This is a genomic window from Burkholderia sp. BCC0097 (genome assembly GCF_902832985.1).
GTDB lineage: Bacteria > Pseudomonadota > Gammaproteobacteria > Burkholderiales > Burkholderiaceae > Burkholderia > Burkholderia orbicola.
Genome location: NZ_CADFDM010000004.1, coordinates 562,509 through 587,540 on the forward strand (window position 1 = coordinate 562,509; position 25,032 = coordinate 587,540).

The window sequence follows — 25,032 nt, forward strand, 5'->3', positions numbered from 1 at the left end:
CGGTCGGGCGGTGCGCGATGGAGTGCCGATGCGTGTCGCCAGCGCCGGTTCACATCGGCCTCCAGTGCACCGGTGCATCGGCGCGTCAATCAAGCGCTAGATCGGCGGCGCAGCATGGCGGCGCGCTCGGCGCATCAGAGATCGAGCACGAGCACCGCCGAGCGCGCACGTGACACGCAGCAGCAGATCACCGTGTTGCTCGCGCGCTCGGCCTTGCTCAGGCAGTGGTCGCGGTGATCGGGCTCGCCGTCGAGCACCGGCACCATGCAGGTGCCGCACACGCCTTCGCCGCACGACGTATCGACCTCGATGCCGATTCGCGCGAGCGCGTCGACGATCGACGTATCGGGGGCGACGCGCACCGACTGGCCGCTGCGTTGCAGGCGTACTTCGAAGCCTTTCGCCGGGGCGGCATTCGCGGCGGTGACGGCCTCGGACGGTTCCGCCGCGAAGCGTTCGAGATGAATCGCGTCTTCCGGGATTCGCTCGGCCGCGGCCGTGACGACGGCATCCATGAACGGGCCGGGGCCGCACGTATAGACATGCGCTGTCGGGTCGATCGATTCGACGCAGCGGCGCAGTTCGGCCGCGAGCGCATCGGGCTCGACGCCGTAATGGAACGTCACGTGCGACGCGAACGGTTCGGCCGACAATGCGTCGACGAACGCGGCATGCTCGCGGCTGCGTGCGAAGTAATGCAACCGGTAGCGCGCGCCGCGCTTGTGCAGCGCATACGCCATCGACAGCAGCGGCGTGATGCCGATGCCGGCCGCGATGAGCACGTGCTCGCTCGCGTCATCGGTCAGACGAAACAGGTTGCGCGGCGTGCCGATCGACAACTCGGCGCCGACGCTCACGTCGTCGTGCAGCGAACGCGAGCCGCCGCGCGACTGCGCTTCCTTCTTCACCGCGAACAGATAGCTGCCGCGCTCGTCGGGGTTGCCGCACAGCGAGTATTGCCGCGTGATGCCGCACGGCGCGGTGACGTCGATATGGGCGCCCGGTTCGTACGCGTCGAACGGCTGGCCGTCGACGCGCGAGACCCGGAAACAGCGGATGTCCTGCGCCGCGTCGATCAGCGCATCGATCCGGACCTGATGGCGGTTCGCTTGCATGGGAAATTCCGTGGGGTGGAGGAAAGCGGCGCGGCAGAGCCCCGCGCCGTCATGCGATCGAGAATAGGGACGCGCATCGCATAAATCAAATCGATTAAAAAGCGATGATGAAATAAGTGGGGTGGATGATGGTGGCGTGCCGATTGTCGCCGGTCGGCGATGCGGCGATCGCGCGGCCGGTGCGCCGGCCACGCGATCGGTGAACCGCGCGACTTCAGCGAGCGGCAATAGCGTTGCCGCCGTCGACGGCCGCGTCAGCCGAAGCCGATGCCGCCGCATGACCGCGTTCGCGCTCGAGGCTGCGGCGATAGTGGCGACAGCCGGCGGCGAGCAGCAGCGCGGCGAGCGTGGCCGCCGCGACGTTGACGATCGACATCGAATGACCGACCGCGGCCGGCGCGCCGAACACGCGATCGGTGAACAGCGCGACGACGGTCGTGCCGATCCCGAGCGCGATCAGGTTCGATACCAGCAGGAACAGCGCTGAGATCTGCGCGCGCATCTGGTTCGGCGCGAGCGTCTGCATCGCGGCGGTCGACGTCGGCATCGGGAACGACGCGAAGAACATCGCGACGACCAGCATCGCGAGCGACGCCGGGAGGCTGTCGAGCTGCGTGAACAGCGTCGCGGGGATCACCATGCACGCGGCGCCGATCGCGCCGGCACGCATCGGCGCATCGCCGCGGCCGCGCCGCAGCAGCCAGTCGTTGAGCCAGCCGCCGCAGAACACGCCGGCCGTGTTCGCGACCAGCAGCACGATGCCGAGCGTGTAGCCGGCTTCGACGGCCGTCATCCCGAAGCGGCGGATATAGAACGCGGGCGTCCAGCTCAGCAGGCAGTACAGCGCCATCGCGTAGAACGAGAAACCGAGGTAATGGCACGCGAAGGTCGCGCGGTGCGTGCCGACGAAGCGCAGCGAATCGCGCATCGACACGCGCCGCACGGCGCCCGAGCAATCCTGCGCGAGCCCCTTGCGCTGCGGGTCGCGCACGGTCGCGGCGAACAGCAGCGCGACGAGGATTCCCGGCAGCCCCACGATCAGGAACGTGACCTGCCACGCATGCACTTGACCTACGATCGGCAGCGTGAATGCGCTCGCATGCTTGAGCAGCGCGATCACGTAGCCGCCGATCAGGAACGCGATGCCGCCGCCGATGAACGAGCCGAGCGAATACACGGCGATCGCGCGTCCGAGCTTCTCCTTCGGGAAGTAGTCGGCGAGCATCGAATACGCGCCGGGCGACAGCGCGGCCTCGCCGACGCCCACCCCCATCCGCGCGACGAACATGTGCACGAAGTGCTGGCTCATCCCGCACGCGGCGGTCGCGACGCTCCACAGCGCGATGCCGATCGAGATGATGCGCGGGCGCGCATAGCGGTCGGCGAGATACGCGACGGGCAGCCCCATCACCGCATAGAACAGCGAAAACGCGAAGCCGTTGAGCAGACTGAACTGCGTGTCGGACAGATGCAGGTCGCGCTTGATCGGCTCGATCATCAGCACGAGGACTTGCCGGTCGACGAACGAGAAGATGTACGCGAGCATGCAGATGACGACGACATACCATTCGTACGTATAGCGCTTGCCGTCGGCAGCGCGGGCCGTGGATGCGGACATGCGGGTTCTCCAGGAGCGGGCGGTGGAAAAGCGCGGCATCGGCCTGGCGGGCCGGGCGCCGTCGCGGCGCGAAAGCGTGTGGGTGACACGATCGGAAACGCAGCGTAGTCGGCCAAATTCGGCCGCCATAGCCGGAGTGACAGCCGCGCCACACGGACATTTACCGACCCGGATAAAGAAAACACCGAGACCGTGCGCGCGAGCCGCCGCGCGGCGCGCGTGCGGCGGGGCCCGCGCGCGTCATGCGGCACATCTATAAGCGTTATAGAGCGCATTGCGTCGACGTCCGAAATTGTCGTTTCTAGACTCGGCCCGTTTTTTATCGGCGGCGTTGGCCCTTCGTGGCGAACGCGCTTCACACCACACGGCGCGAGGCCGACCGGCGCCGGCACTTCCACGGGACGACGAACATGAACCAACCGAACGGGCGGGCCCTCCGGCTTGCCGTACCGCTTGCCGCGCTGCTCGCATGCATGGCGCAGCCTGCCGCCGCGCAATCGAGCGTGACGCTTTACGGCCGCATCGACACCGCGATCGAATACGCGAACGCCGGGCCGAACCACGTGACGCGCATGGGCAGCGGCAACCTGTGGGCGTCGCAGTGGGGGCTGAAGGGCGTCGAGGATCTCGGCGGCGGCTACGCGACGATCTTCAAGCTCGAGGACGGTTTCAACGCGGCGAGCGGCGCGTTGTCGAACAGCAGCGCGCTGTTCGGTCGCGAAGCGTGGGTCGGCATCACGGGGCCGTTCGGCGGCGTGCAGTTCGGCGAGCTCTACACGATCCTGCATACCACGCTCGTCACGTACAGCCTGCCGGGGCTCGGCGCGGGGCTCGCGTGGGGCAACGCGACCAACAACTTCGTCGGGCCCGCGTTCCTGCGCGTACGGAACTCGATGCGCTACACGTCGCCGCGCTACGCGGGCTTCCTGCTGCGCGCGATGGCCGCGCGCGGCGCCAATGGCGCGGCCGGGCAACCGGCGACGCTCGGCGATACGTACGGCGCGGGCATCAACTACGTGCGCGGCGGGCTGTCGGTCGACGTCGACTACATGCAGCAGAAGTTCAGCCCGGTAGCCGCATCGGCGCTCGGCGCCACGAGCACGGCCGCGAACGGCAACTACACGCTCGGCGCGATTTCGTACGACTTCAACGTCGTGAAGGTGGCCGCGCTGTACCTGCGCCATCGCGGCGGCCCCGATGTCGCCACCGCGATCGACAGCCAGAGCGCCTATCCGCACAGCGACATCATGGAACTCAGCGCGACGGTGCCGATCGGGCGTGCGTCGCTGCTGCTGAGCGTCGGCCATTACCGGAAGGTGGCCGACAGCGACGGCAATGCCGATTCGTACGGCATTCGTTTCGACTATCCGCTGTCGAAGCGCACGGTGCTGTACACGGGCGCCGCGATGGTACGCAACGGTGCGCATGCCCGCTTCGTCGTCAACGGCGCGGCAGGCGGCGGCGTTGCGGTGGCCAAGCCGGGCGCGACCGCGAGTTCGCTCGTCGCGGGCATCCTCACGTCGTTCTGAGCGTCTCGGCGAGCCCGCACCCGTGTCCGCTCGCGCCGCTACGCGCAGGCGGGCGGCTGCGGCGCGAGCCATGCGTCGAACGGCGCCTGCTCGCCGATATTGAACAGCTCGAGCAGCAGCGCACGCAGCCAGCGATGGCCGGGGTCGGCATCGAAGCGGCGGTGCCAGTACGCGTTGACGGGCCATTCGCCGGCGCCGGCGATCTCGTAAAGCACGCACGGCTGGCGTGCCGCGAACGTGATCGCGATCGTCTCCGGCAGGATCAGCGCGTAGTCGCCGTCCTGCAACAGCGCCGGCACTACCAGAAAGTCGGGTAGCGCCGCGCGTACCCGCGGCATCAGTTCGTGCCGTTCGAGCAGTTGCATCGACTGTGGATGCGACGTGACGGCGACGAAGCGCAGCGCGTCGGGCGCCGCGCCGTCGAGCACGAAATCGTCGGGCAGCCCGACGCGCTGCGCGGTGCGGCGCGGCATCAAGAGCACGCAGCGCTCGTGCAGCAGCGCGGTGCGCTGGAAGTGGCTCGACGCATCGGCGAAATGCCCGAGCGCGAAGTCGATGCGCCCCGATTCGAGCGCGACGTTCAGCTGGCATTCGTCGACGTGCAGCGTCTCGATCACGGCGCCCGGCGCGCGCCGGTCGAACGCGGCGAGCAGTGTCGGCAGGAACGCGCTTGCCGCGAAATCGCTCATGTGCAGGCGGAACACGCGTTGCGTGCTGTCGGGCGTGAAGCGCGAGCCTTCGTCGAGCAAGTCCTGCAGGATCGCGAGCGCCTTGTCGACCGAGATCGCGAGCCGCTGCGCGCGCGGCGTCGGCTCGACGCCGGTGCCGGTGCGCACGAACAACGCGTCGCGGAACATCAGCCGCAGCCGGCCGAGCGCGTAGCTCACCGACGGCTGCGTGACGCCGAGCCGCAGCGCCGCGCGGCCGACGTGCCGCGCTTCATACACCGCGCGAAACGTCTTCAGCAGGTTGAGATCGAGATCCTGCACGCGCAGGCCGTCGGTGGAGTCGCTGTCGTGCGGCGCCGGTTCGGGGCGGAACGGGCCCGTCGGCCGGCCAGGAGCGGAGAGCGTCATCGTGTCTGCCTCGCGGTGACGGAAGGCGCGTGGCCGTAACGCCGCGCATACGCCTTCGCGAAATGGCCGAAGCCATGGATGCCGTGCGCGATCAGCACGTCGGTCACGCTGCGCGCGTCGCCGCGTTGCAGGGCCGCGTGCACGGCGGCGAGCCGGCGTTCGCGCACGTACGCGGCCGGCGTGGTGTGCAGGAACGCGCGGAACGCATGCTGCAGCGTGCGCGGCGCGACGCCCGCGACGGCCGCCAGCGCGGCGAGCGCTAGCGGTTCGCCGAGGTGCGCGTCGACGTGAGCGCAAGCACGCCGCACGTGCGCGGGCAGCGGCGGTGTGCCGCGCAGCAACGCGTCGCTGTACGAATGCGGCAGGTGTGTGAGCAGCAGCGACATCAGCCATGCGGTGAGGTCGGCGCCGAACACCGGCGACACCGTGCCGATGCCCGGATGCGCGCCGAGCCGGCACAGGTATTCGAAGGTCGGCCGTACGAGCGCGGCGCCCGCGCCGGCGCCGCCGGCCGCGAGATCGAATTGCAGCGGCCGCGTGAGCGTCACGCGCAGCATGTCCTGCAACTTGCGCTCGAGCGCGCCGCGTTCGAGCCGCAGCACGAGGTTGCGGCAATCGGGGCTCGTGCGCAGACGGCTCGGAAGCGCGGGCGACGATACGGTCAGCGCGCCGGGGCCGGCGCGCGCGATGACGTTGCCGGCCTGCAGTTCGCACGCACCGGCGAGCGTCAGCCGGAACAGGAAGTGATCGGCGTCGTCGCCGAACTCGATGCGCGTTTCGCGGCCGTAGCAGAGTTCGAGCAGCGCGCCGTGATGCAGCGGCACTTCGTACAGCTCCGCGTGAAACGGATCGCGGCCGGCCGCGGCCATCCGGTGCGGCCCGAGCCGGTGCGCGACCGCGCGTTCGACTTCGTCGGGCGCCTGCAGCGTGCCGAGCCGGTTCGGCGCATGGCGGGAGAGGGCGATGTCCATTCGTAGACCTCGTGACGGATGCAGGGGCGCGGCGGCATCCGCCGCACCGCGATTGCGTTGCGCGAACGGGCGCGCCGTTGCGCGTTTTGAAGCGACGCGGTGCAAGTGCCCGCGTAGTCTCGGACATACTCGATCACCGGGAGAAAACGATGAAGGTATGTGTTCTGGGCGGCGGCCACGGCTGCCATGCGGCGGCCATCGACCTGCTCGAAAAAGGCCACGACGTGACGTGGTGGCGGCGCGATCGCGAGCCGCATGAGCGGCTGCGCGAGCTTGGCGTGCTGAACGTCACCGACTATCGCGGCAAGCGGGCCATGCCGCTCGGCGATGCGCCGGGCGCGATCCGCCTGACCGACGATCTCGCCGCCGCGCTGCGCGGCGCGCGGCTCGTGGTGGTGCCGCTGCCGGCCACCTCGCACGACGCGCTCGCCGCGCGGGTCGCGCCGCTGCTGGCGGATGGCCAGGTCGTGTTCCTGCCGCCCGGCACGTTCGGCAGCGTCGTGTTCGCCCGCGCGGCCGCCGACGCCGGCAACCGTGCGCGCGTCGCGTTTGCCGAAACCGGCACGCTGCCGTACCTGGTGCGCAAGCATGGCGACAACGACGTCGTGATCAGCGCATACGCGACGCGCCTGCCGACCGGCGTGTGGCCGGCGAACGCGGCCGGCTGGGCGTTCGACGTGCTGCGCGCGGGGTATCCGTCGGTCGAGCCGGTCGAGGATGCGTTGTCCGGTGCGCTGATGAACGCGGGCCCCGTGATCCATCCGCCGCTGATCCTGATGAACGCCGGGCCGCTCGAACACTTCGACGCGTGGGACATCCACAACGAAGGCACGCAGCCGTCGATCCGCCGCGTGACGAACGCGCTCGACGCCGAACGCATCGCGGTGCGCGAAGCACTCGGCTACCGTGCGCCGCATTTCCCGCTCGCCGATCACTACGCAACCGACGGCGACGAGTGGATGTACGGGCGTGGCGCGCACGGCAAGCTGACCGATAGCGGCGACTGGCGCGAGAAGATCGATCTGCGCACGCATCGCTACATGCTCGAGGACACCCGGCTCGGGCTGTCGTTCATCGTGTCGTGCGGGCGCTGGGCCGGCGTGCCGACGCCCGTCGCGCAGGGGCTGCTGAGCATCGCGAGTGCGGTCGCGGTGCGCGACCTGTATGCGGAAGGGCGCACATTGGAGCGGCTCGGGCTCGCGGCGCTGTCGAAGGATGCGCTGCGCGCGCTGCTCGACGCGGGGTATTCGGCATGAAGGCCGCCGCCGATGTGACGCGCATCCACGTGCTCGGCGCGGGCCGGATGGGGCAGGGCATCGCGCTCGTGTTCGCGTTCGCGGGCCTCGACGTGACGCTGATCGACTTCAAGCCGCGCGATGCGGCCGGCCGGCACGCGTTCGACGTGCGCACACGCGACGAGATCATCCGGCCGCTGCATGCGCAGGTCGCGCTGGGCCGCATCGACACCGTGCAGGCGGATGCCGTCGTCGCGCGCATCGCGCTGGTGGCGCGGGAGGGCGCGGCCGATGCGGTGCGCGATGCCGACATCGTGTTCGAGGCGCTCCCGGAAGTGCTCGATGCAAAGGCCGACGCGCTGCGCTGGCTTGGTCGACACGTCGATGCGCACGCAACGATCGCGTCGACCACGTCGACGTTCGTCGTCACCGAATTGCAGCGCCACGTCGCGCACCCGGCGCGAATGCTGAACGCGCACTGGCTGAACCCCGCGCTGCTGATGCCGCTCGTCGAGGTCAGCCGCAGCGATGCAACGGATCAAACCGTCGTCGACGCGCTCGCGGCGCTGCTCGAGCGTGTGGGCAAGAAGCCGGTGATCTGCGGGCCGGCGCCCGGCTACATCGTGCCGCGCATCCAGGCGCTCGCGATGAACGAGGCCGCGCGGATGGTCGAGGAAGGCGTGGCCAGCGCCGAGGACATCGACACCGCGATCCGCACCGGCTTCGGCCCGCGCTTCGCGGTGCTCGGGCTGCTCGAATTCATCGACTGGGGCGGTTGCGACATCCTGTACTACGCGTCGCGGTACCTGGCCGGCGAGATCGGCCCGCGCTTCGCGCCGGCCGCGAGCGTCGTGCGCAACATGGAAGCCGGGCGCGACGGCGTGCGCACGGGTGCCGGCTTCCACGACTATGCGGCGGTCGACGTGCCCGCGTACATGCGCCAGCGGCTCGGTGCATTCGCGCGGCTGCTCGACCATCTCGGGCTGGCGCCGGCGTTCGACAGCGCGCGGCGCGACGCCGGGCGCTGAGCGTCGCGCGCTCATGCCGGGTCGCGGCGCGAACCGTCGGCGGGCGTGATGCGCGTCTCGCGCATCACGCACAGCGTCGCGACCGTGACGAGGCCGAGCGCGATGAGGAACAGCGACACCGGCCACGACGCGTGATAGCGCGCGAGCAATGCGGTCGCGATCAGCGGCGACATCCCGCCCGCGAAGATCGACGCGACTTCGTGACCGAGCGCGACGCCCGAATAGCGCACTTCGGTGCTGAACAGCTCGCCGACGAGCGCCGGCAGCGTACCGATCATCGCGCCGTGGCTCACCGCCGTGCCGATCGTCAACGCGAGCCATACGAGCGGCGTCACGCGCGTATCGAGCAGCCAGAAGAACGGAAACGCGCACGCGACGAGGCTCAGCGCGCCGATCAGGTACACGGGCTTGCGGCCGATCCGGTCGGACAGCCGGCCCCAGGCGAGCATCGCGCCCATCTCGACGATCATCGCGATCATCACGCCGGTCAGCATCGTGCCGTTCGGAATCCCGACGTACTTGCCGTAGACGAGCGAGAACGCGAGGAAGATGTACGCACCGCCGTTCTCGGCCACGCGCAGCCCCATCGCGAGCAGAATTTCCTTCGGGTGGCGGCGGATGCACTCGACGATCGGCAAATGCGCGTGCGCGCCGCGCTTGCCGGCCTGCTCGAAGTCGCGGCTTTCCGGCAGATGGCGGCGGATATAGATGCCGATCGCGAAGATCGCGACGCTCGCGAGGAACGGCAGCCGCCAGCCCCACGTGCGGAACGCGTCGTCCGGCAGCGCCTGCGCGGCGAGAAACGCGGCCGACGACAGCACGAAGCCGCCGCCCACGCCGAGCTGGCTCCACGCCGCGTAGTAGCCGCGCTGCTCGGGCGGCGCGTTCTCGCTGATCATCAGCACGCCGCCGCCCCATTCGCCGCCGGACGCGATGCCCTGCAGCAGGCGCAGCACGACGAGCGCGGCCGGCGCCCACAGGCCGATCTGCGCATAGGTTGGCAGCAGGCCGATCGCGAAGGTCGACGCGCCCATGATCAGCAGCGTCCAGACGAGCGATGCCTTGCGCCCGTAGCGATCGCCGACGTGGCCGAACACGATCCCGCCGAGCGGTCGCGCGACGAAGCCGAGCGCGAACGCCGCGAAGGCGGCGAGGCTGCCGGCGAGCGGCGATGCGCCGGGCGGGAAGAACACGTGGCCGAACACCAGCGCCGCGGCCGTGCCGTACACGAAGAAGTCGTACCACTCCATCGCGTTGCCGGCGACGGAGGCGATGACGATCCGGCGTAGCTGCCGGTCGGCGAGCGGCGCGGCAGCGGCGCTCGGGGATTGCACGGTGTCGGTCGGGTACATGGCGGAACTCTGAAGGGGAGGCGGGCGCGTGCCGTCTCGTGCGGCACTGCGGGCTAGTGTTGTCGGCCCGCCGCTCCCCGGTCAAATCCGCAGAAAAAGGGGAGTGTCATCACTCCCGCAAATGATGGTCGGGGCGCGAGGGGCCGTGCCAGTGCTCGCCGCGGCCCGTTACCGCAGCCGATGGCCACCTTACTTCCGTCGCGACCGATAGAGTGTGGGCCAGTCACCCGGTTCAGCACCACCACACGTTTCCTGCCGGGCCGACGACGACAACTGAAATGCCTGGCCATCCCAGATCCATTCGGTGCGAAACCCGCAATCGGCCAGCCCGCGCCCTTTGCCGAAAGTCGACAAGGTGCCGGTAGCCGGATCAAAGCCCGGTTCGAAAAGCAGGTTACCCAGAACGCCTCCGCCTGGATCGCTCAGCTTGACGGGCTCCGGCGCTACGTTACCCGTACGCTGGGCGATGAACACATGGGACGATCCCTGGTAGGCGCCCTGAATGCACGGAAGAAATACCAGCGCCTTTCGTGCATCGAGGGCATACGCCGCTTCTTCGAGATACTTCGACGCATTCTCGTCGCAGTCACTGGCGTCCCGGATACGTTTCGCGCGTGCGATCAGGGTTGCGGCCTCTCGATCGGACAATTGCGGGGCGATCTTCCGGGTCGGGACGACCGGCAACGAAGGGGCGGGTGCGACCTGCGATGCGGGAGTGGGGCCTTTGCGGATCAATGCGGTTACACCGCCGATGCGCCCCTGCCGATCGTCGATGCGCAAGAGGGCGGCAACCATGCCGTCGAGCGGAATATAAGCGCTCGCATCCGAACCGATCTGCAGCTTCTTGCCGTTGCGAAGCCGGGACACGAAGGCGGCTATGGCGGCCGGCTGGGTTGTCGACAACGTCGTCTGATTGTCGACGCGATTGGTGTTCAGGTGCCACGCCGAAGCTTCCAGCCGCAATGGCGCGCCGTCGACACGCAGGTCATCGAGATCGATGTCGGGGCCGCCGCTCAGGCGCGCTTCAAGTGAGCCGTCCGGTCCGGCCGCGCGAATGAAGCGCAAGTCCATGCCGGTTTCACCACCGCTCGCGAAACCCTTCGCCTCGCAGGTCAGGCCGTTGTCGCAGGCGACCAGCCATGACTTGTAGGTATCGTAGCTCGGCGCGTTGACCTGCTGAGGAGGTGCTGCATTGGCAATGAGCGGGGCAGTTGCGATCGCGAAAAGCGCAACGACTACGACGCTTGCCTTGACGGGACGATTTCTCATGTCCTTCTGCGTCTGCGGAGTTGGGGGATGACGTGCATCGTAACGCAACTGCCGTACCGCAAATGATCTGTGCCGACGCCGCACCCACTCGCAGAAGATGACGCTTTTCGAGGGTTATACGACCTTTGAGCCATTTACGTCCCGTTCCATACTTCACATGAACGATCAAGCCGGAACCCGCATGCAAACGCGATGACGCGTTGCCTATCCGGCCTGGTCAACCACCACATGAAAAGGAACGGAAAATGCGACTCAGGAACAAATCGGCGTTGATCACGGGCGGCACCAGCGGCATCGGTCTGGCCACCGCGAAGCTGTTCATTGCAGAAGGCGCGCGCGTCGCGGTGACGGGGCGCGACGAAAGCGTATTCGAGCGCGTGAAGGCGGAGCTCGGCGAGCATGCGGTCGTGCTCAAGGGCGATGTGCGGTCGCTCGACGACATGCGCGCGATTGCCGGCGAGGTTAACGAGAGGTTCGGCGGTCTCGACGTGGTATTCGCCAATGCCGGCTGGGCTTTCCCGTCCGCCGTCAACGACATCGACGACACGCTCTACGACGACATCATGGACGTCAACGTCAAGGGTGTGGTGTTCACGCTTCAAGCGGCGCTGCCGTATTTGCGCGAAGGTTCTTCGGTGATCCTCAATACCTCGTTCGTCGCGCAGACCGGCAAGCATGGCATCTCGTTGACCGCCGCGGCGAAGGCCGCCGTGCGCTCGCTGGCCCGCAGCTGGTCGTACGAATTTCTCGACCGGAAAATCCGCTTCAACGCGATCGCGCCCGGCGCGATCGATACGCCGCTGCTCTGGAAGTGGGGCAAGCCCGACGAATGGGTGCGCGACCGCAAGGCCGAATTCGCCGAAGCGATTCCGGTGGGCCGCATGGGCCACGCCGACGACATCGCGTACGCGGCGCTCTATCTCGCCAGCGACGAATCGTCGTTCGTCGTCGGCACCGAGCTGGTCGTCGACGGCGGGGCGTCGCAGCTTTGAGCCTGCGCCGCACGCTTTCTGAGTCCGGCACGTCATCCCGGCTCATCCCCATACCGATTTGACGTCCGCCACGCCGTTCGCGGTGGCGATTATTCGATCCGGCCCGGCGTGGTCGCGCTCGCCCATGGGCCGAAGTGCAAGGAGCAATCATCTTGACCGACAGTAGCGACAATCATGCCCCGAGCGGGCAACTCACGCGGGCAGGCCGTTCGCGCCGCGATGCCCTGAAGTTCGGCAGCGCCGCCACCCTCGGCGCCGTGCTGGGCGGCGGCGCGTTGCTCGGGCACGCCACACCTGCGCCGGCACCGACGGGCAGCGCTGGGCTGCTTGCGCCGACCGAGCCGCTCAACATCCTGATCGTCAATTACGACGGCGGCACGCTGCTCGACTTCGCGGGCCCGAGCGAGATATTCCACCGGCTGCCGAATACGAACGTTCGCTACGCGAGCCTCGACGGCGGCAACGTGACGCTCGAATTCGGCGTGGTGTACGGGAAGACCGAACGGCTGGCCGATATCGACCGGACCGACGTGATCCTCGTGCCTGGCGGGTCCGATTTGTCGGCGCCGATGCGTCCGGCGTATCAGGCGCAGATCCGGCGTCTGGCGGAGAGCGCCAAACACGTGACGTCGGTGTGCAACGGCTCGCTCGTGCTTGCCGCGACGGGCGTGCTCGATGGCAAGCGCAGCGCGTGCCATTGGGCGTTCGTCAACAAGCTGGCCGAATACGGCGCGATTCCCGTTCCCGATCGCTTCGTCGAAGACGACAACGGCCGCTTCATGAGCGGCGGCGGGGTGACGGCGGGCATCGATTTCGCGCTGCGCGTGGCGGCGAAGCTGCGCGGCCGGCAGGCCGCCGAATACACGCAGCTCGTCGTCGAATACGATCCCGATCCGCCGTTCCACTCCGGTCATCCGAGAGAGGCGCGGCCCGAACTCGTCGCGATGGTCGACAAGAAACTGCCCGGCGCATCGAAGGGACTCGCACGCGTTCCCGGCGTCCGCTGACACGCTGGCCGGCGATGCGTGCAGGGTCGCCGCTTCTTCCATTCAAATCCGGTTCGGAAATCATACGATGCGACAGATTCATCTTTGTACTACTGCGCTTGCAGCATGCATGTCCTTTTTTGCATTCACGGCGCCGGCTGTCGCCGGTGGTGCGCAACGCCTGCCCGAAGCGGCGATCAAGGCCGAAAACGCACGGTGGGCGGAAGCCTTTGCGCGAGGCGATTACGACGCGATCGGCCGCCTCTATACCGACGACGGCACGCTCTTGCCGCCGGGCGGCGACAAGGTCACCGGGCGCCGCGCGATCACCGAGTACTTCACCAGCGGGTATGCCGGATCGAAGCCCGGCACCGTATCGTTCAGCAATGACGAGTTCTACGGTGACGACCGGGTCGTGACGGAGGTATCGGATGTGGACGTTCGCGACGGCGACGGAAAGCTCAAGATCCGCGCGAAGCAGACGCTCGTCTTCCTGAAGCAGGGCGGCACGTGGAAGCTGCATCGCGACATGTGGAACGCTTACCCGCCCGTCAAGGACTGACGGCCATCGCCGTCCGGCGATGGGCGCGCTACGTGCCCACGCGCCCATCGCCGGTTAGCGGGAAGTGGACCACGCAGCGCGTGGATCGGCAGGCGCTCGATCAGCGCGCTGCGTTCGACCTGCTCTCGCGCCGAATCGCTTGCGGCGGGTGTCCGAGCAGCTTGATGAAGGCCCGGCGCATCCGCTCCGGATCGGTGAACCCCACCGCCAGCGCAATCTGTTCGATCGGTTCGCTGCCGCCCTGCAGGCGCAGCCTCGCCGCTTCGACGCGCAAGCGCTCGACCGCCCTCGCCGGCGTTTCACCGGTTTCCCGGCGAAATGCGCGCCCGAACTGTCGCACGCTCAAGCTCGCTGCATCGGCGAGCCGTTCGACCGGCAACGCTTCGGCCAGGTGTTCGCGGGCGAAATTCAGTGCGATGCGGATGCGATCCGATTCCGGCTCCATCTGCGACATCGCGGAGAATTGCGACTGCCCGCCGGGCCGCCGATACGGCACGACCAGCAGCCGCGAGACCTCGCGCGCGATTGCCGCACTCATGTCCCGTTCGATCATGCCGAGCGCCAGATCGATGCCGGAGGCGATGCCCGCCGATGTCCAGACGCGGCCATCGACCACATAGATACTGTCGCCGTCGACCCGCGTGCGAGGAAAGCGCGACTGCAACTGCGCCGCGTATCGCCAGTGCGTCGCGGCTCTCAAACCGTCGAGCGAGCCGGTTTCCGCGAGCAGAAATGCGCCCGTACACACGCTGGCCACTCGCGATGCCTTGGCGGCCAGCTTGCTGGCCGCTGCGATGTTTTCGGAGGTCTGCATCGGCGCGATATCGCCGCCGACGAACACGATGGTGTCGAATGCGCGCCGTCCGACCGGCTTCGTGTCGATCGAAAGGCCGGTATTGCCGGGAATCGGGCCGCCGGTGGGCGAGATGACGTGAAGATCGTAGGGCGTATGGCCGGCGGCCGTGGCCACCTGATTGAAGGCCGACAACGGGCCGCCCAGATCGAGCGCGTCGTAGCCACGGCAAACGAAAAATCCAATGCGATGCATGACGAAGCAATTGATCGAGAACCCCGGAATGGCGAATTTTACCGGGAACCCTCGAATTATGTCGTTTGGCTCGAAACGAGGGAAAAACGTCGTTTACGCCGCCATTGATCGACTGTATTCGTTTGTGCCGCGCGCTGATGCGATACCGACGGAAAGCGATGCTCAGCGACGGTAGATGAACTCCAGATCGGTCGATTCGCCGACCTTGAAATCGTACGTGCCGACACGCTTGAAGCCCGCCTTCTCGTAGAACGCGATGGCCTTCGCGTTGCCTGACCACACGCCCAGCCATACCGGGCCGGGGCGCGTCGCGGCGAGATACGCGAGCGCGGCGTCGAACAATGCCCGTCCGGCGCCGGTTCCCTGCGTGCCGCGTCGAAGGTAGATCTGATGGATCTCACCCGAGCCGTCCGCCACTTCCGGGTGCGGAAGCTTGCACGGCCCCGCGTGCGCATATCCGACCAGCGTGCCGTCGTCGCCTTCCGCGACCCACGTGCGGCACTGCGGGTCGCCGAGCTGTTCGGTGATCGCTGCCACCGAGTAAGTCCGGGCTTCGTACTCGGCCAGATCGTTCGGCGGGTAGTCGATGCCGAATCCGTCTTGCAGAAAGGTTTCGCGAAACGTATCGCGCTTCAATTCGGCAAGCGGGACGGCATCGGCCAGGGTCGCAACGCGGATCAACATGTGGCTTCTCTCGGTTCGGTAGCGGCCTGACAGTTTATCCCGGGTGATGTCGAGCAGCCGCTTCTTCGCCGGCCAACCGGCGACCGTCGCGGTCGGACGCGACGCTCTCGTTCACGTCGACATCGGCGGGCCGCACGATCGCTTCCGGGTCAGGCAGCGATGTCGCGCGCGGTCGTGCAGGCGGCTTCCCGGTTCGGGAAAAAGCGCCGATTTTGCAGCGCAGCGAAAGGCGCCGACGCTCGGCTGGCGCGGCCCCCGTAACCAACGGAAACCGCCGGCATGGTCATCATGCGGATGCCGATGGTTGACCGCCGTCGGACATGCTAGGATTTCCGTCAAACAACTCCGGAGACTGCGATGCCGTTCATCTGCGAAAACGTTGAATGTCGTGCCGTGCTGGCTCGCGGGCAGGTCAGGCACCATCAGGAGGGCGCCGGCTGGTGCTTCTATTGCCCGGACTGCAACACCAGAAACGAGTTGATGAATATCGGCACGCTCAGCGGCCCGGTCGAGCTGGTTCAGCCGGAGCGGGCGAGCCCGCCGCACAAGGTCGTCGCGACGGCCCGGCCGCTGGACGACGGCCGATACGCGGCGCAGTTGAGCGTCCAGCGGGCGCTCGCCGTGAAAGGCACCTACGCGGCCGAGGAGCACTGGGATCAGCTCGGCGTATTCGGCGACGCGCAGGAAGCCGTCGCGCATGCGAAGTCGTTCGCCACGGATCTGCTGCAGCGCGCCGCGTAGTCGGCGCTTTTCCGTGAACGATCAAAGGGGCGTCGCGCATTCGTGCGCGACGCCCCTTTGCGTTTTCCGCCCGCGTTCGTCAGCGGTGGATGTCGAACGATGAGGTCTGCCTCGTGATCCGCTGATACGTGTCGTCCTGAATCAGGCTCCGGGGAAAGCCGCGTGAGGTCACGCAGCCGGCGTCTGCGCTGCACGTGCCTGTTCGCGGGTCGCGACGAATTCCCGGATCCGCGCGCGGTCGGCCGGCGTCACCGGCGTGAAGATCACGAGGCTCAGGTCCGGGCTGCCGGTGACCGAGAACGCCGAATATTCGAGTGCGATCCGGCCGGCTTGCGGATGGCGGATCTCCTTCGTACCTTCGTCGTGCGTACGGATATCGTGGTCGCGCCACATCGCGTCGAATTCGGCGCTCGTCGCGCGCATCTCGTCGACGAACGCCTGCACCGCCTGCGTCGCGCCACTGCGCGCGATGTCCGCACGAAACGCGCCGACCGCGAATCGCGCGACGCGCTCCCAGTTCGGCTGCGCGTAACGCACGCCCGCGTCGACGAAGATCAGCCGCAGGATGTTGCGCGCGGCCGGCGGCAGCGTCGCATAGTCGGTCAGCGTCGCGGCCGCCGCGTCGTTCCACGCGGCGACGTCCCACGTCGCGGTGCGGATGATCGCCGGGCTCGCGTCGAGCGAATCGAGCACGTGCTGCAGGCGCGGCGTCACGCCGGCCGGCGCGTGATAGCGCACCTCGGGCGGATGGCCGACGCCGATCAGGAACAGGTGCTCGCGTTCGGCCTCGTTGAGCATCAGCGCGCGGGCGAGCCGGTCGAGCACGTCGGCCGACGGCGCGCCGCCGCGCCCCTGTTCGAGCCACGTGTACCACGCGGCGCTCACGTGCGCGCGCTGCGCGACTTCCTCGCGCCGCAGGCCCGGCGTGCGGCGGCGCGTCGCCGGCAGCCCGAGCGCGACCGGGTCGAGTTTTTCGCGGCGGTCCCGCAGGTACGCGCCGAGCAGGTTGTCGGGGGCGTCAGCCATATCCTGTTAGTTCGTTTACCAGTAAACCGTCACGACTTCACCGCGAGCGGCGCTCGACAGATAGTAAGCCTCCATTTCATCCGGAGGTGCTGAACATGCGTGTCTTTGTTACGGGAGCATCGGGATTCGTCGGCTCGGCCGTCGTGGCCGAGCTCGTGGCCGCCGGGCACTCGGTGCTCGGGCTGGCGCGGTCCGACGCGGCCGCGGCGTCGGTTGCCGCGGCCGGCGCCGACGTTCATCGCGGGTCGCTCGAGGATCTCGACAGCCTCACGCGCGGCGCCGAAGCCGCCGATGCGGTGATCCACACGGGATTCAATCACGACTTCTCGCGCTTCGCGCAGAACTGCGAACTCGACCGCCGCGCGATCGAGACGATCGGCGCGGCGCTCGTCGGCTCGGCGCGGCCGCTGATCGTCACGTCGGGCCTTGCGCTCGTCGCGCCCGGCCGCGCGGCGACGGAGGACGATCCGCACGTGCCGGTGTCGGCGAACTATCCGCGTGCGTCCGAAGCGACGGCGGTTGCGCTCGAAGCGCGCGGCGTGCATGCGTCGGTCGTCCGGCTGCCGCCGTCCGTGCACGGCGACGGCGATCACGCGTTCGTGCCGCGCCTGATTGCGTTCGCGAGGGAGAAGGGCGTGTCGGCGTATGTCGGCGATGGTGCGAACCGCTGGCCGGCCGTGCACCGGCTCGACGCGGCGCGCGTGTACCGGCTCGCGATCGAGCGTGGCACGGCCGGCGCGCGCTATCACGCGGTCGACGATACGGGCGTGCCGTTTCGCGAAATCGCCGAGGTGATCGGCCGGCGGCTTAACGTGCCGGTCGTCGCGAAGTCGGCGGCGGAAGCCGGCGAGCACTTCGGCTGGTTCGCGATGTTTGCGGGGATGGATGCGCCCGCAACCAGCGAGCGCACGCGGGCATCGCTCGGCTGGGCGCCGACGCAGCCGGGGTTGCTGGCCGACATCGACCGGCCGCGGTATTTCGAAAGCTGACGAGCGGCGCGCGCCGCTCGCCATGGGTGCGGCTCGGGCAACGGCTCAAACCGTGACGACGATCTTCCCGACCTGCGCGCCGGCTTCCATGTAGCGGTGCGCCTCCGCGATGTCGTCGAACGCGAACGTCCGATCGATGCGCGGCCTCAGCGTGCCGGCCGCGAGCCCGTCGACGATGAAGCGCTTCGCGCGTTCGAGCCGCTGCGCGTCGCCGGTGATCTCGAACAGCTCGTAGCCGCGCAGCGTCAGGTGGCGCGCGAGCAGGTCCATCAGCGGCACCGGGATGTCGCGCGTATCGAGCGCGCCGTACTGGAAGAACGTGCCGTTGGTGGCCAGCGCGCGCAGCAGGTTCGCCGCCTCGGGGCCGCCGACCGGATCGAACACGAGGCGCGCGCCGATGCCGCCCGTGAGTTCCGCCACTTGCCGCGGCAGGTCGGCGGGGCTGCCGACGATCACGTGCGTTGCACCTGCGTCGAGCAGCGCCTGGCGCTTCGATTCGCCGCGCGTCAGCGCGATCGGCACCGCGCCGACCTGATTCGCCACCTGGATCGCGGCCTGCCCGACGCTGCTCGACGCGGCGCCGATCAGCACCGCGTCGCCGCGCTGCAGCCCGCCGAGTTCGATCAGCGCGCCATAGGCCGTCACGAACATCATCCACGTCGCGGCCGCCTCCTCGAACGACAGGCTGTCCGGGTGCTTGACCACCGCGCGCGCGGGCACGTTGACCACTTCGCCGTACATCCCGTAGTCGGCGAACGAGAAGGCCGGCACGACGCTCACCGCGTCGCCTTCCGCGAACGCCGTCACGTTGCGGCCGACCGCCGCGACCACGCCCGACGCCTCGTAGCCGAGCGACGCCGGAAAGCGCGGCATGAACGTGTATTCGCCGCTGCGGAACATGACTTCCGCACGATTGACGCCGATCGCCTTCACGCGCAGCTGGATGTCGTCGGGGCCCGGCGCGGGCACGTCGACAGTGTCGATCTGCAGGACTTCGGGGCCGCCGATGCGGTGGAAACGGACGATGCGGGTCATGGGGCGCTCCTTCGATGAACGGGTGTCGATGAAGCAGCATCGTAGGCGGGCGCCCGCGCCGGATAAACGCGCGGCCGGATCATTGATTGTTATTTGACGAATAACAATCGATGCGAACCTGTTTTATGCCGGATAACGCCGCGCGAACAGCTCGGTCAGCCAGTCGATGAACGCGCGCACCTTGTCGGGTAGATGCGCGCGGTTCGGGTACAGCACCGACACCGGCTTCGGCACGGCCGGCACGCCGGGCAGCAGCTCGATCAACTGGCCCGAGTCGATGCTCGGCTGCAACGCGGGCCGCAACGCGTGCACGATGCCGAGCCCCGCGAGCCCGCACGACAGCAGCGCTTCCGAGTTGTCGGTGAGCAGGCTGCTCGCGAGCTTCACCGCGACGGTTTCGCCGTGCGGGCGGAACGTCCATTCGAGCACGCGGCGGTTGCGGCCGGTGAAGAAGTTGACCGCGCGATGCGTCCGCAGATCGTCGAGCGTGCGCGGCAAACCGTGGCGCGCGATATAGGCCGGCGACGCGCACGTGGCCATCGACACCGCGCCGACGGTGCGCGCGACCATGCTCGAATCCTTCAGCGTCCCGACCCGCACCACGCAGTCGATGCCTTCGCCGATCAGGTCGGCCGGCTGGTCGCTCGCGCCGAGCACGAGTTCGATCTGCGGATAGCGCTGCTGGAAGTCGGGCAGCGCCGGAATCACGATCGTCTTCGCGAGCGCGAGCGCGATGTCGATCCGCAGCCGGCCTTTCGGCACCGCGCGCTGCTTGGGGAACGACGCGAACGCATCGTCGATGCTGGCGAGCAGTTGCACGCAGCGTGCATGAAACGCCTCGCCTTCGGCCGTCACGCTGACGCGGCGCGTGCTGCGGTTCAGCAGCCGGACGCCGAGCTCCTGTTCGAGCTGCTGCACGGCTTTCGTGACGGCCGGCCGATGCAGCTGCAGCGCGTCGGCGGCCTGCGTGAAGTTGCCGCGTTCGACGATCTGTACGTAGATCTGCATCGTTTGCAGGCGGTCCATGGCGTTCCCGGATGGCGTGGCGAGCGGCCATCTTCGCACAGCGCCGGCGCGCGGTGCGCGGCCGGCCCCCTGCCGTGCGTCATTCGACCGGATGCAGGTCCTGCAGCAGCGTCGGCACCAGCTCGGACACGGTCGGGTGGATATGCATCGCGCGGCTGATCGTCGTATACGGCGCGCCGGCGGCCATCACGTCGAGGATCCCGTGCACGACCTCGTCGCCGGTCACGCCGAGGATCGACGCGCCGAGGATCGCATGGCTGTCCGCATCGACGATCACCTTCATGAAGCCCTGGCTTTCGCCTTTCTCGACCGCCCGGCCGACGCGCGTCATCGGGCGCGTGCCGACCAGCAGCCGGCGGCCCGTCTGCTTCGCTTCCGCGAGCGTCATGCCGACGCGGCCGAGCGGCGGATCGATGTACATCGCGTAGGCCATGATGCGGTCGGACACCTTGCGCGGATCGTCGTCCAGCAGGTTGGCCGCGACGATCTCGTAGTCGTTGTACGCGGTGTGCGTGAACGCGCCGCGCCCGTTGCAGTCGCCGAGCGCCCAGATGCCGGGCACGTTGGTGCGCAACTGCTCGTCGACGGTGATGTAGCCGCGCGCGTCGGTATCGACGCCCGCGCGGTCGAGCCCGAGATCGTCGGTATTCGGCACGCGCCCGACCGCGAGCAGCAGGTGCGAGCCCGCGACCTCGCGGCCGCCGCCCGCGCAGTCGAGGCCGACCACGATGCCGTCGCCGTCGCGGCGCGCGCTCAGGCAGTTCGCGTCGAGCTGCACGTCGATCCCTTCGTTTTCGAGGATCTCGCGCACGGCCTGCGACACGTCCTCGTCCTCGCGGCGGATCAGGCGCGGGCCTTTCTCGACGATCGTGACCTGCGAGCCGAAGCGGCGATACATCTGACCGAATTCGAGCCCGACGTAGCTGCCGCCGACGATCACCAGATGATCGGGCAGGAAGTCGACGTCCATCATCGTCGAGTTGGTCAGGTACGGCACCGAGTCGAGGCCCGGCATCGCGGGCACCTGCGCGCGCCCGCCGACGTTGATGAAGATGCGTTCGGCTTCGAGCACGTCATCGCCCACGCGCACCGCGTTCGCGCGTTCGAAGCGGGCATGACCCTGAAAGACGGTCGTGTTGTCGAGGCCGCGCACCCATTGCTCGACGCCGTGGTTCGAGCGGCCGGAAATCTGGTCCTTGCGCGCCTTCACGGCTTTCATGTCGACGCTGACGGGGCCGCCGACCGACACGCCGTATTCGCTGGCGCGCCGTGCGAGCTGCGCGGCGTACGCGCTCGCGATCAGCGTCTTGGTCGGGATGCAGCCGGTGTTCACGCAGGTGCCGCCGAAGCGGCCGCGCTCGACGATCGCGACTTTCATGCCGGCGCCGGCGAGCCGCGCGGCGAGCGGCGGGCCGGCCTGGCCGGTGCCGATGACGATCGCATCGAAGTGTTGCGTCATGACGTCCTCCTGTGCGGGGGCAACGAGGAAAGGGGCAGGCGCAAGCCGCATGCCGTGCCGGCGGTCGCTGCTGGGCGACGAGCGCCTATGGTAGACCTGTTGGCCGGGTGCCGCGAGCGGCAGGCGGGTGGCGCGTCGTATTGAAAAACGGCACCGCCGCGGGCGTGGAGGCGTGCAGCGTCTAGTCCTTGCGCTTCCACTGCCCGAACGACACCGGCCGGTGCGCATCGGAGCGCGTGACGGTGACGTGATCGGGCTGGTCGTCGAGCGGAAACGATTCGGTGACGATCTGGTTCGAAAAGAGCCAGCCGTGCGTGCGCGGGTCGTAGCGGAACGTGATGTAGTCGGTCCAGTGCTGGCCGCACGCGACGAAGTTCTGCACGGTGAAATAGCGGCCCTTCACCGACAAGCCGTTGTCGGCGGCATCTTCAGGATCGAACGGGTCGCACTGGCCGCCTTCGTTCGCGCGCAGCACGACCTGGTCGTTGCGGGCGGCGAGCCGGTAGGTATGGTCGGCCTGTTCCTCGTAGATCAGCAGCGGACGCGGCGATGGCTGCTCGCGCGTGTCGACCGCACGATGCGCGACGACGAGAAAGCTGTGGCGTCCATTGTCGAGATCGGGCCCGGCTTGCGCGAGCAGCGGCTGGTAGCCGGCCGGCAGTTGCGCTGCGATCGACTTCGGCAGGGTGTCGGCGCGGGCGCCGAACGAGAGCGCGGCGAGCAGCGGGAGCAGTAGGGCGGAAAGGCGAAGAGCGCGCATGGCGGGCGGTCCGGTCGAAAGGGGGAAAGGGGAATGAGCCGCGCGACGTTACAGATCGCGCCCGAGAAATTCCGTGCCCGGCACGGGATTGAACGCGACGGGCGGCGCCGGCGCGAAGCCGAGCGACGCATACAGTCGCCGGGCGGCGACGAACTCCGGCAGCACGTCGAGGCACCAGCGCGTGTAGCCTGCCGCCTTCGCGTCGTGCAGCAGCCCCGTTCGACGAGCTGGCGGCCGACGGTCAGCCCGCGCGCGTCGGGCCGCACGTACACGCGCTTCATCTCGCAGGTCGCCGCGTCGATTTCGCGGAACGCCGCGCAGCCGACCACACGCTCGCCGCGCCACGCGAGCAGCAACTGCCCGCGCGGCGCCGCGTATTTGCCGGGCAGCGCGGCGATTTCGGCTTCGTAGTCCTGGAAGGCGAGGCTGACGGTCGGGCTCACGACGTACTCGCGAAAGATCGCTTCGACGGCGGCGGCATCGTCGGGAAAGCGGGCGGCGCGGATCGCGATCATGGGGCGGCGCGGGATGACGGGAAAGAGGGCCAGCATAGCAGCGCACGGCCGCTTTCGGCGATGCGCGAAGCGTGCCAGAATCAGCGGCTCGATCGTCGGAAACGACACGCAGGCGCCGGCGCAGCGGCGTCGCTCACCCAGGAGACTTCGATGACCGCATCGGCTGCCGTACTCGCCATCCTCGCTGCGCTGTTTCTCGGCGCGATGATTCCGGGCCCGAGCTTCGTGCTGGTGGCCCGCAATTCGATCGGGCTGTCGCGCCGCGACGGGCTGGCCACCGCGCTCGGCATGGGCATCGGCGGCATCGTGTTCGGCGGCGTCGCGCTGGCGGGGCTCTACACGCTGCTGCAGGCCGTCGAATGGCTGTACGTGGGGCTCAAGGTCGCGGGCGGCGCTTACCTGATCTACATGGCGTCGAAGATCTGGCGCGGCGCCGACCGGCCGATCGCGATGGACGATCCGCAGGCGATGGCCGGTGGCAGCGCGCGCAAGTCGTTCTGGACCGGCCTCACGACCCAGCTCAGCAACCCGAAGACGGCGATCTGGTACGGCAGCATCTTCGCGGCGCTGCTTCCTCAGCATCCGCCGCTGTGGTGTTACCTCGTGCTGCCGCCGCTCGTGTTCGCGGTCGAATTCGGCTGGTACACGCTCGTCGCGCTGTGCTTCTCGACGCGCGGGCCGCGCGAGCTCTACCTGCGTGCGAAGAAGTGGGTCGACCGTATCGCGGCCGGCGCGATCACGCTGCTGGGGCTGCGGCTGATCCTGAATGCGCCGAAAGCGGGGATCTGAGGGCTTTCATTCCCCCTCTTTATCAGCACGTGGCGGCGGCCGGCCGTGGCCGTCGCCGGTTAGCGGTGGGAACCGCCCGCGCCGCTCGCCCGAGCGCGCGTCGGTGTCCCGAATTCCAGGATTACCGGTTCATCGTCAGGCCATAGTCAGGCGCGGCTTGCGGAATGCCCGCGCCCGTCGTGGCGGCTCGGCCCCTTCATCGTTCATGCCGGGCCGGCACTGCGAACACACAACGCATGGCTTCCCGATGGCGCGGCCGCTCGCCGGCCGCCGCCTCCCATGTTTCCCCCCTCACCACCGCCCGCCGAGCCTTGCCCGACGGGCGTTCCCGTGTGTCGCACGGCACGCCGAACCGCGCCGCTTCCCCGATTCTGGCGGCCGACCGCCCGACGACGTGTAAACTGCTGCCTTTTTTGACGGTTTGCAGCATGGTGCAAGCATCTCCGCGCCCGGCGTTGAGCGGTCCGACGCTCGTCCGGCTGCTCGCGCGCCTGGCCGATGCCGACGTCGCGGAATCCCGGCAAACGCTGTCCGACCGGCTGAGCCAGTGGCTCGGCTGGACCGACGCGATCACGCTGTCGTCCGCGTTGAATGCGAGCCCGCCGGGTGTCGCAACCGGCGTGCGCGGCTACGACGCCGAGCGCGACTGCGCGCGCGTGCGCCATGACCTCGCGCAGGCGATCACGGCCACCCAGCGGCCGCGCGCGCGGCGCCGGCCGGGCGAGCCGCCGCCGCCGGCCGCCGACACGGCCGATTTCGCGGACTTCCGCCAGCGGTATCTGACCCTCCAGCAGGACATGGAAACGGCGATCGGCCAGTTGCGCGGCCGCCTGCGGGTCGCGCTCGCCGCGCGCTCGTCCGGGATGGCGCGGCTCGCGGCGCTCGACACGATCATGGAGCGCGTGCTCGGCGCGCGCGAGCGCAGCCTGCTGTCGGCCATACCCGCGCTGCTCGGCACGCGCTTCGCGCGACTGCGCGACGCGGAGCGGCAGGCGCTGGCCGAAGCCGAAGCCGCGGCGGCCGCTGCGCCCGCCGCCGCCGACGCATCCGCTGCGGCCGATGAAGGCACTGCGGCCGATACCCCGACCGTCGCGGCGATCGTGCCCGGCGCATGGCTCGATACGTTTCGCGACGAGATGCACAGCATCCTGCTTGCCGAACTCGAAGTCCGGTTTCAAACGGTAGACGGGCTGCTCGCGGCCCTTCGCACCTGCTAATCAACACGCT

Annotated in this window: 23 protein-coding genes and 1 pseudogene; 10 read left to right on the forward strand and 14 right to left on the reverse strand. The window is 68.6% G+C overall.

The window, feature by feature from the left end; all coding sequences use genetic code 11:
- Nucleotides 1-134: 134 nt before the first annotated feature.
- A complete protein-coding gene (locus HWX07_RS16280; protein WP_175876921.1) occupies nt 135-1,115 on the reverse strand; it encodes a PDR/VanB family oxidoreductase in 981 nt (326 codons plus the stop codon).
- Nucleotides 1,116-1,329: 214 nt separating this feature from the next.
- The gene (locus tag HWX07_RS16285; protein WP_175876922.1) at nt 1,330-2,733 is read right to left on the reverse strand and encodes an MFS transporter; all 1,404 of its coding nucleotides are present in this window, start codon (nt 2,731-2,733) and stop codon (nt 1,330-1,332) included.
- A 410-nt stretch (nt 2,734-3,143) separates the two neighbouring features.
- On the opposite strand from HWX07_RS16285, the gene HWX07_RS16290 reads away from it, so the two are divergent.
- Complete coding sequence (locus HWX07_RS16290) at nt 3,144-4,262, forward strand: porin (protein WP_175808264.1); 1,119 nt, start codon at nt 3,144-3,146, stop codon at nt 4,260-4,262.
- Nucleotides 4,263-4,300: 38 nt separating this feature from the next.
- Here the strand turns inward: HWX07_RS16290 and HWX07_RS16295 are convergent, their stop codons facing one another.
- Together HWX07_RS16295 and HWX07_RS16300 are read right to left on the reverse strand one after the other, a co-directional pair.
- Nucleotides 4,301-5,338: a LysR family transcriptional regulator gene (locus HWX07_RS16295; protein WP_175876923.1), complete on the reverse strand. Its 1,038-nt coding sequence runs from the start codon at nt 5,336-5,338 to the stop codon at nt 4,301-4,303.
- Entirely contained in the window at nt 5,335-6,309 is a 975-nt protein-coding gene (locus HWX07_RS16300) for an AraC family transcriptional regulator (RefSeq protein ID WP_175876924.1), read from the reverse strand. The genes HWX07_RS16295 and HWX07_RS16300 overlap by 4 nt, the downstream gene beginning before the upstream one ends.
- A 149-nt stretch (nt 6,310-6,458) precedes the next feature.
- Between HWX07_RS16300 and HWX07_RS16305 the strand changes: the two genes are divergently transcribed.
- Together HWX07_RS16305 and HWX07_RS16310 are read left to right on the forward strand one after the other, a co-directional pair.
- On the forward strand, nt 6,459-7,565 hold the full coding sequence (locus HWX07_RS16305; protein WP_175876925.1) for an NAD/NADP octopine/nopaline dehydrogenase family protein: 1,107 nt from the start codon (nt 6,459-6,461) through the stop codon (nt 7,563-7,565).
- On the forward strand, nt 7,562-8,572 hold the full coding sequence (locus tag HWX07_RS16310; RefSeq protein WP_175876926.1) for a 3-hydroxybutyryl-CoA dehydrogenase: 1,011 nt from the start codon (nt 7,562-7,564) through the stop codon (nt 8,570-8,572). Before HWX07_RS16305 ends, HWX07_RS16310 begins: the two co-directional genes overlap by 4 nt.
- 11 nt (nt 8,573-8,583) lie before the next feature.
- Here HWX07_RS16310 and HWX07_RS16315 read toward each other — a convergent pair whose 3' ends face one another.
- Nucleotides 8,584-9,924, reverse strand: coding sequence for an MFS transporter (locus tag HWX07_RS16315; RefSeq protein WP_175876927.1), 1,341 nt, complete (start codon nt 9,922-9,924; stop codon nt 8,584-8,586).
- 189 nt (nt 9,925-10,113) lie between these two features.
- Nucleotides 10,114-11,193, reverse strand: a complete 1,080-nt coding sequence (locus HWX07_RS16320) for a DUF1176 domain-containing protein (RefSeq protein WP_175876928.1) — start codon at nt 11,191-11,193, stop codon at nt 10,114-10,116.
- 245 nt (nt 11,194-11,438) lie between these two features.
- Here HWX07_RS16320 and HWX07_RS16325 point away from each other — a divergent pair, with 245 nt between their 5' ends.
- From HWX07_RS16325 to HWX07_RS16335, 3 genes are all read left to right on the forward strand, one after another.
- A complete protein-coding gene (locus HWX07_RS16325; RefSeq protein WP_175876929.1) occupies nt 11,439-12,185 on the forward strand; it encodes an SDR family oxidoreductase in 747 nt (248 codons plus the stop codon).
- Nucleotides 12,186-12,337: 152 nt separating this feature from the next.
- Nucleotides 12,338-13,192, forward strand: coding sequence for a DJ-1/PfpI family protein (locus HWX07_RS16330; RefSeq protein WP_175876930.1), 855 nt, complete (start codon nt 12,338-12,340; stop codon nt 13,190-13,192).
- Nucleotides 13,193-13,259: 67 nt separating this feature from the next.
- On the forward strand, nt 13,260-13,733 hold the full coding sequence (locus tag HWX07_RS16335; protein ID WP_175876931.1) for a nuclear transport factor 2 family protein: 474 nt from the start codon (nt 13,260-13,262) through the stop codon (nt 13,731-13,733).
- Between the two features lie 100 nt (nt 13,734-13,833).
- Here the strand turns inward: HWX07_RS16335 and HWX07_RS16340 are convergent, their stop codons facing one another.
- Complete coding sequence (locus tag HWX07_RS16340; RefSeq protein WP_175876932.1) at nt 13,834-14,781, reverse strand: helix-turn-helix domain-containing protein; 948 nt, start codon at nt 14,779-14,781, stop codon at nt 13,834-13,836.
- Between the two features lie 162 nt (nt 14,782-14,943).
- Nucleotides 14,944-15,465, reverse strand: coding sequence for a GNAT family N-acetyltransferase (locus HWX07_RS16345; RefSeq protein WP_175876933.1), 522 nt, complete (start codon nt 15,463-15,465; stop codon nt 14,944-14,946).
- 357 nt (nt 15,466-15,822) lie between these two features.
- On the opposite strand from HWX07_RS16345, the gene HWX07_RS16350 reads away from it, so the two are divergent.
- Nucleotides 15,823-16,206, forward strand: coding sequence for a hypothetical protein (locus HWX07_RS16350; protein WP_011548356.1), 384 nt, complete (start codon nt 15,823-15,825; stop codon nt 16,204-16,206).
- Nucleotides 16,207-16,374: 168 nt separating this feature from the next.
- Here HWX07_RS16350 and HWX07_RS16355 read toward each other — a convergent pair whose 3' ends face one another.
- Nucleotides 16,375-17,232: a helix-turn-helix transcriptional regulator gene (locus tag HWX07_RS16355; RefSeq protein ID WP_175876934.1), complete on the reverse strand. Its 858-nt coding sequence runs from the start codon at nt 17,230-17,232 to the stop codon at nt 16,375-16,377.
- Nucleotides 17,233-17,327: 95 nt separating this feature from the next.
- On the opposite strand from HWX07_RS16355, the gene HWX07_RS16360 reads away from it, so the two are divergent.
- Complete coding sequence (locus HWX07_RS16360) at nt 17,328-18,221, forward strand: SDR family oxidoreductase (RefSeq protein WP_175876935.1); 894 nt, start codon at nt 17,328-17,330, stop codon at nt 18,219-18,221.
- Nucleotides 18,222-18,266: 45 nt separating this feature from the next.
- On the opposite strand, the gene HWX07_RS16365 is transcribed toward HWX07_RS16360, so the two are convergent.
- From HWX07_RS16365 to HWX07_RS16385, 5 genes and pseudogenes are all read right to left on the reverse strand, one after another.
- Nucleotides 18,267-19,256 carry a zinc-dependent alcohol dehydrogenase family protein gene (locus tag HWX07_RS16365; protein WP_175876936.1) on the reverse strand — a complete coding sequence of 330 codons (990 nt, stop codon included), beginning with the start codon at nt 19,254-19,256 and terminating at the stop codon, nt 18,267-18,269.
- Nucleotides 19,257-19,379: 123 nt separating this feature from the next.
- Nucleotides 19,380-20,282 (reverse strand): LysR family transcriptional regulator, encoded by a 903-nt coding sequence (locus HWX07_RS16370; protein WP_175876937.1) that lies wholly within the window; start codon nt 20,280-20,282, stop codon nt 19,380-19,382.
- A 79-nt stretch (nt 20,283-20,361) separates the two neighbouring features.
- On the reverse strand, nt 20,362-21,741 hold the full coding sequence (locus HWX07_RS16375) for an FAD-containing oxidoreductase (protein ID WP_175876938.1): 1,380 nt from the start codon (nt 21,739-21,741) through the stop codon (nt 20,362-20,364).
- Between the two features lie 181 nt (nt 21,742-21,922).
- Nucleotides 21,923-22,501 (reverse strand): hypothetical protein, encoded by a 579-nt coding sequence (locus tag HWX07_RS16380; protein ID WP_175876939.1) that lies wholly within the window; start codon nt 22,499-22,501, stop codon nt 21,923-21,925.
- A 48-nt stretch (nt 22,502-22,549) separates the two neighbouring features.
- Nucleotides 22,550-23,016: pseudogene (locus tag HWX07_RS16385) on the reverse strand (GNAT family N-acetyltransferase).
- Between the two features lie 150 nt (nt 23,017-23,166).
- Here HWX07_RS16385 and HWX07_RS16390 point away from each other — a divergent pair.
- Both HWX07_RS16390 and HWX07_RS16395 read left to right on the forward strand, forming a co-directional pair.
- Nucleotides 23,167-23,805, forward strand: coding sequence for a LysE family translocator (locus HWX07_RS16390; RefSeq protein WP_175876940.1), 639 nt, complete (start codon nt 23,167-23,169; stop codon nt 23,803-23,805).
- 428 nt (nt 23,806-24,233) lie between these two features.
- On the forward strand, nt 24,234-25,022 hold the full coding sequence (locus HWX07_RS16395; protein ID WP_175876941.1) for a DUF3348 domain-containing protein: 789 nt from the start codon (nt 24,234-24,236) through the stop codon (nt 25,020-25,022).
- The last annotated feature ends 10 nt before the right edge of the window (nt 25,023-25,032 follow it).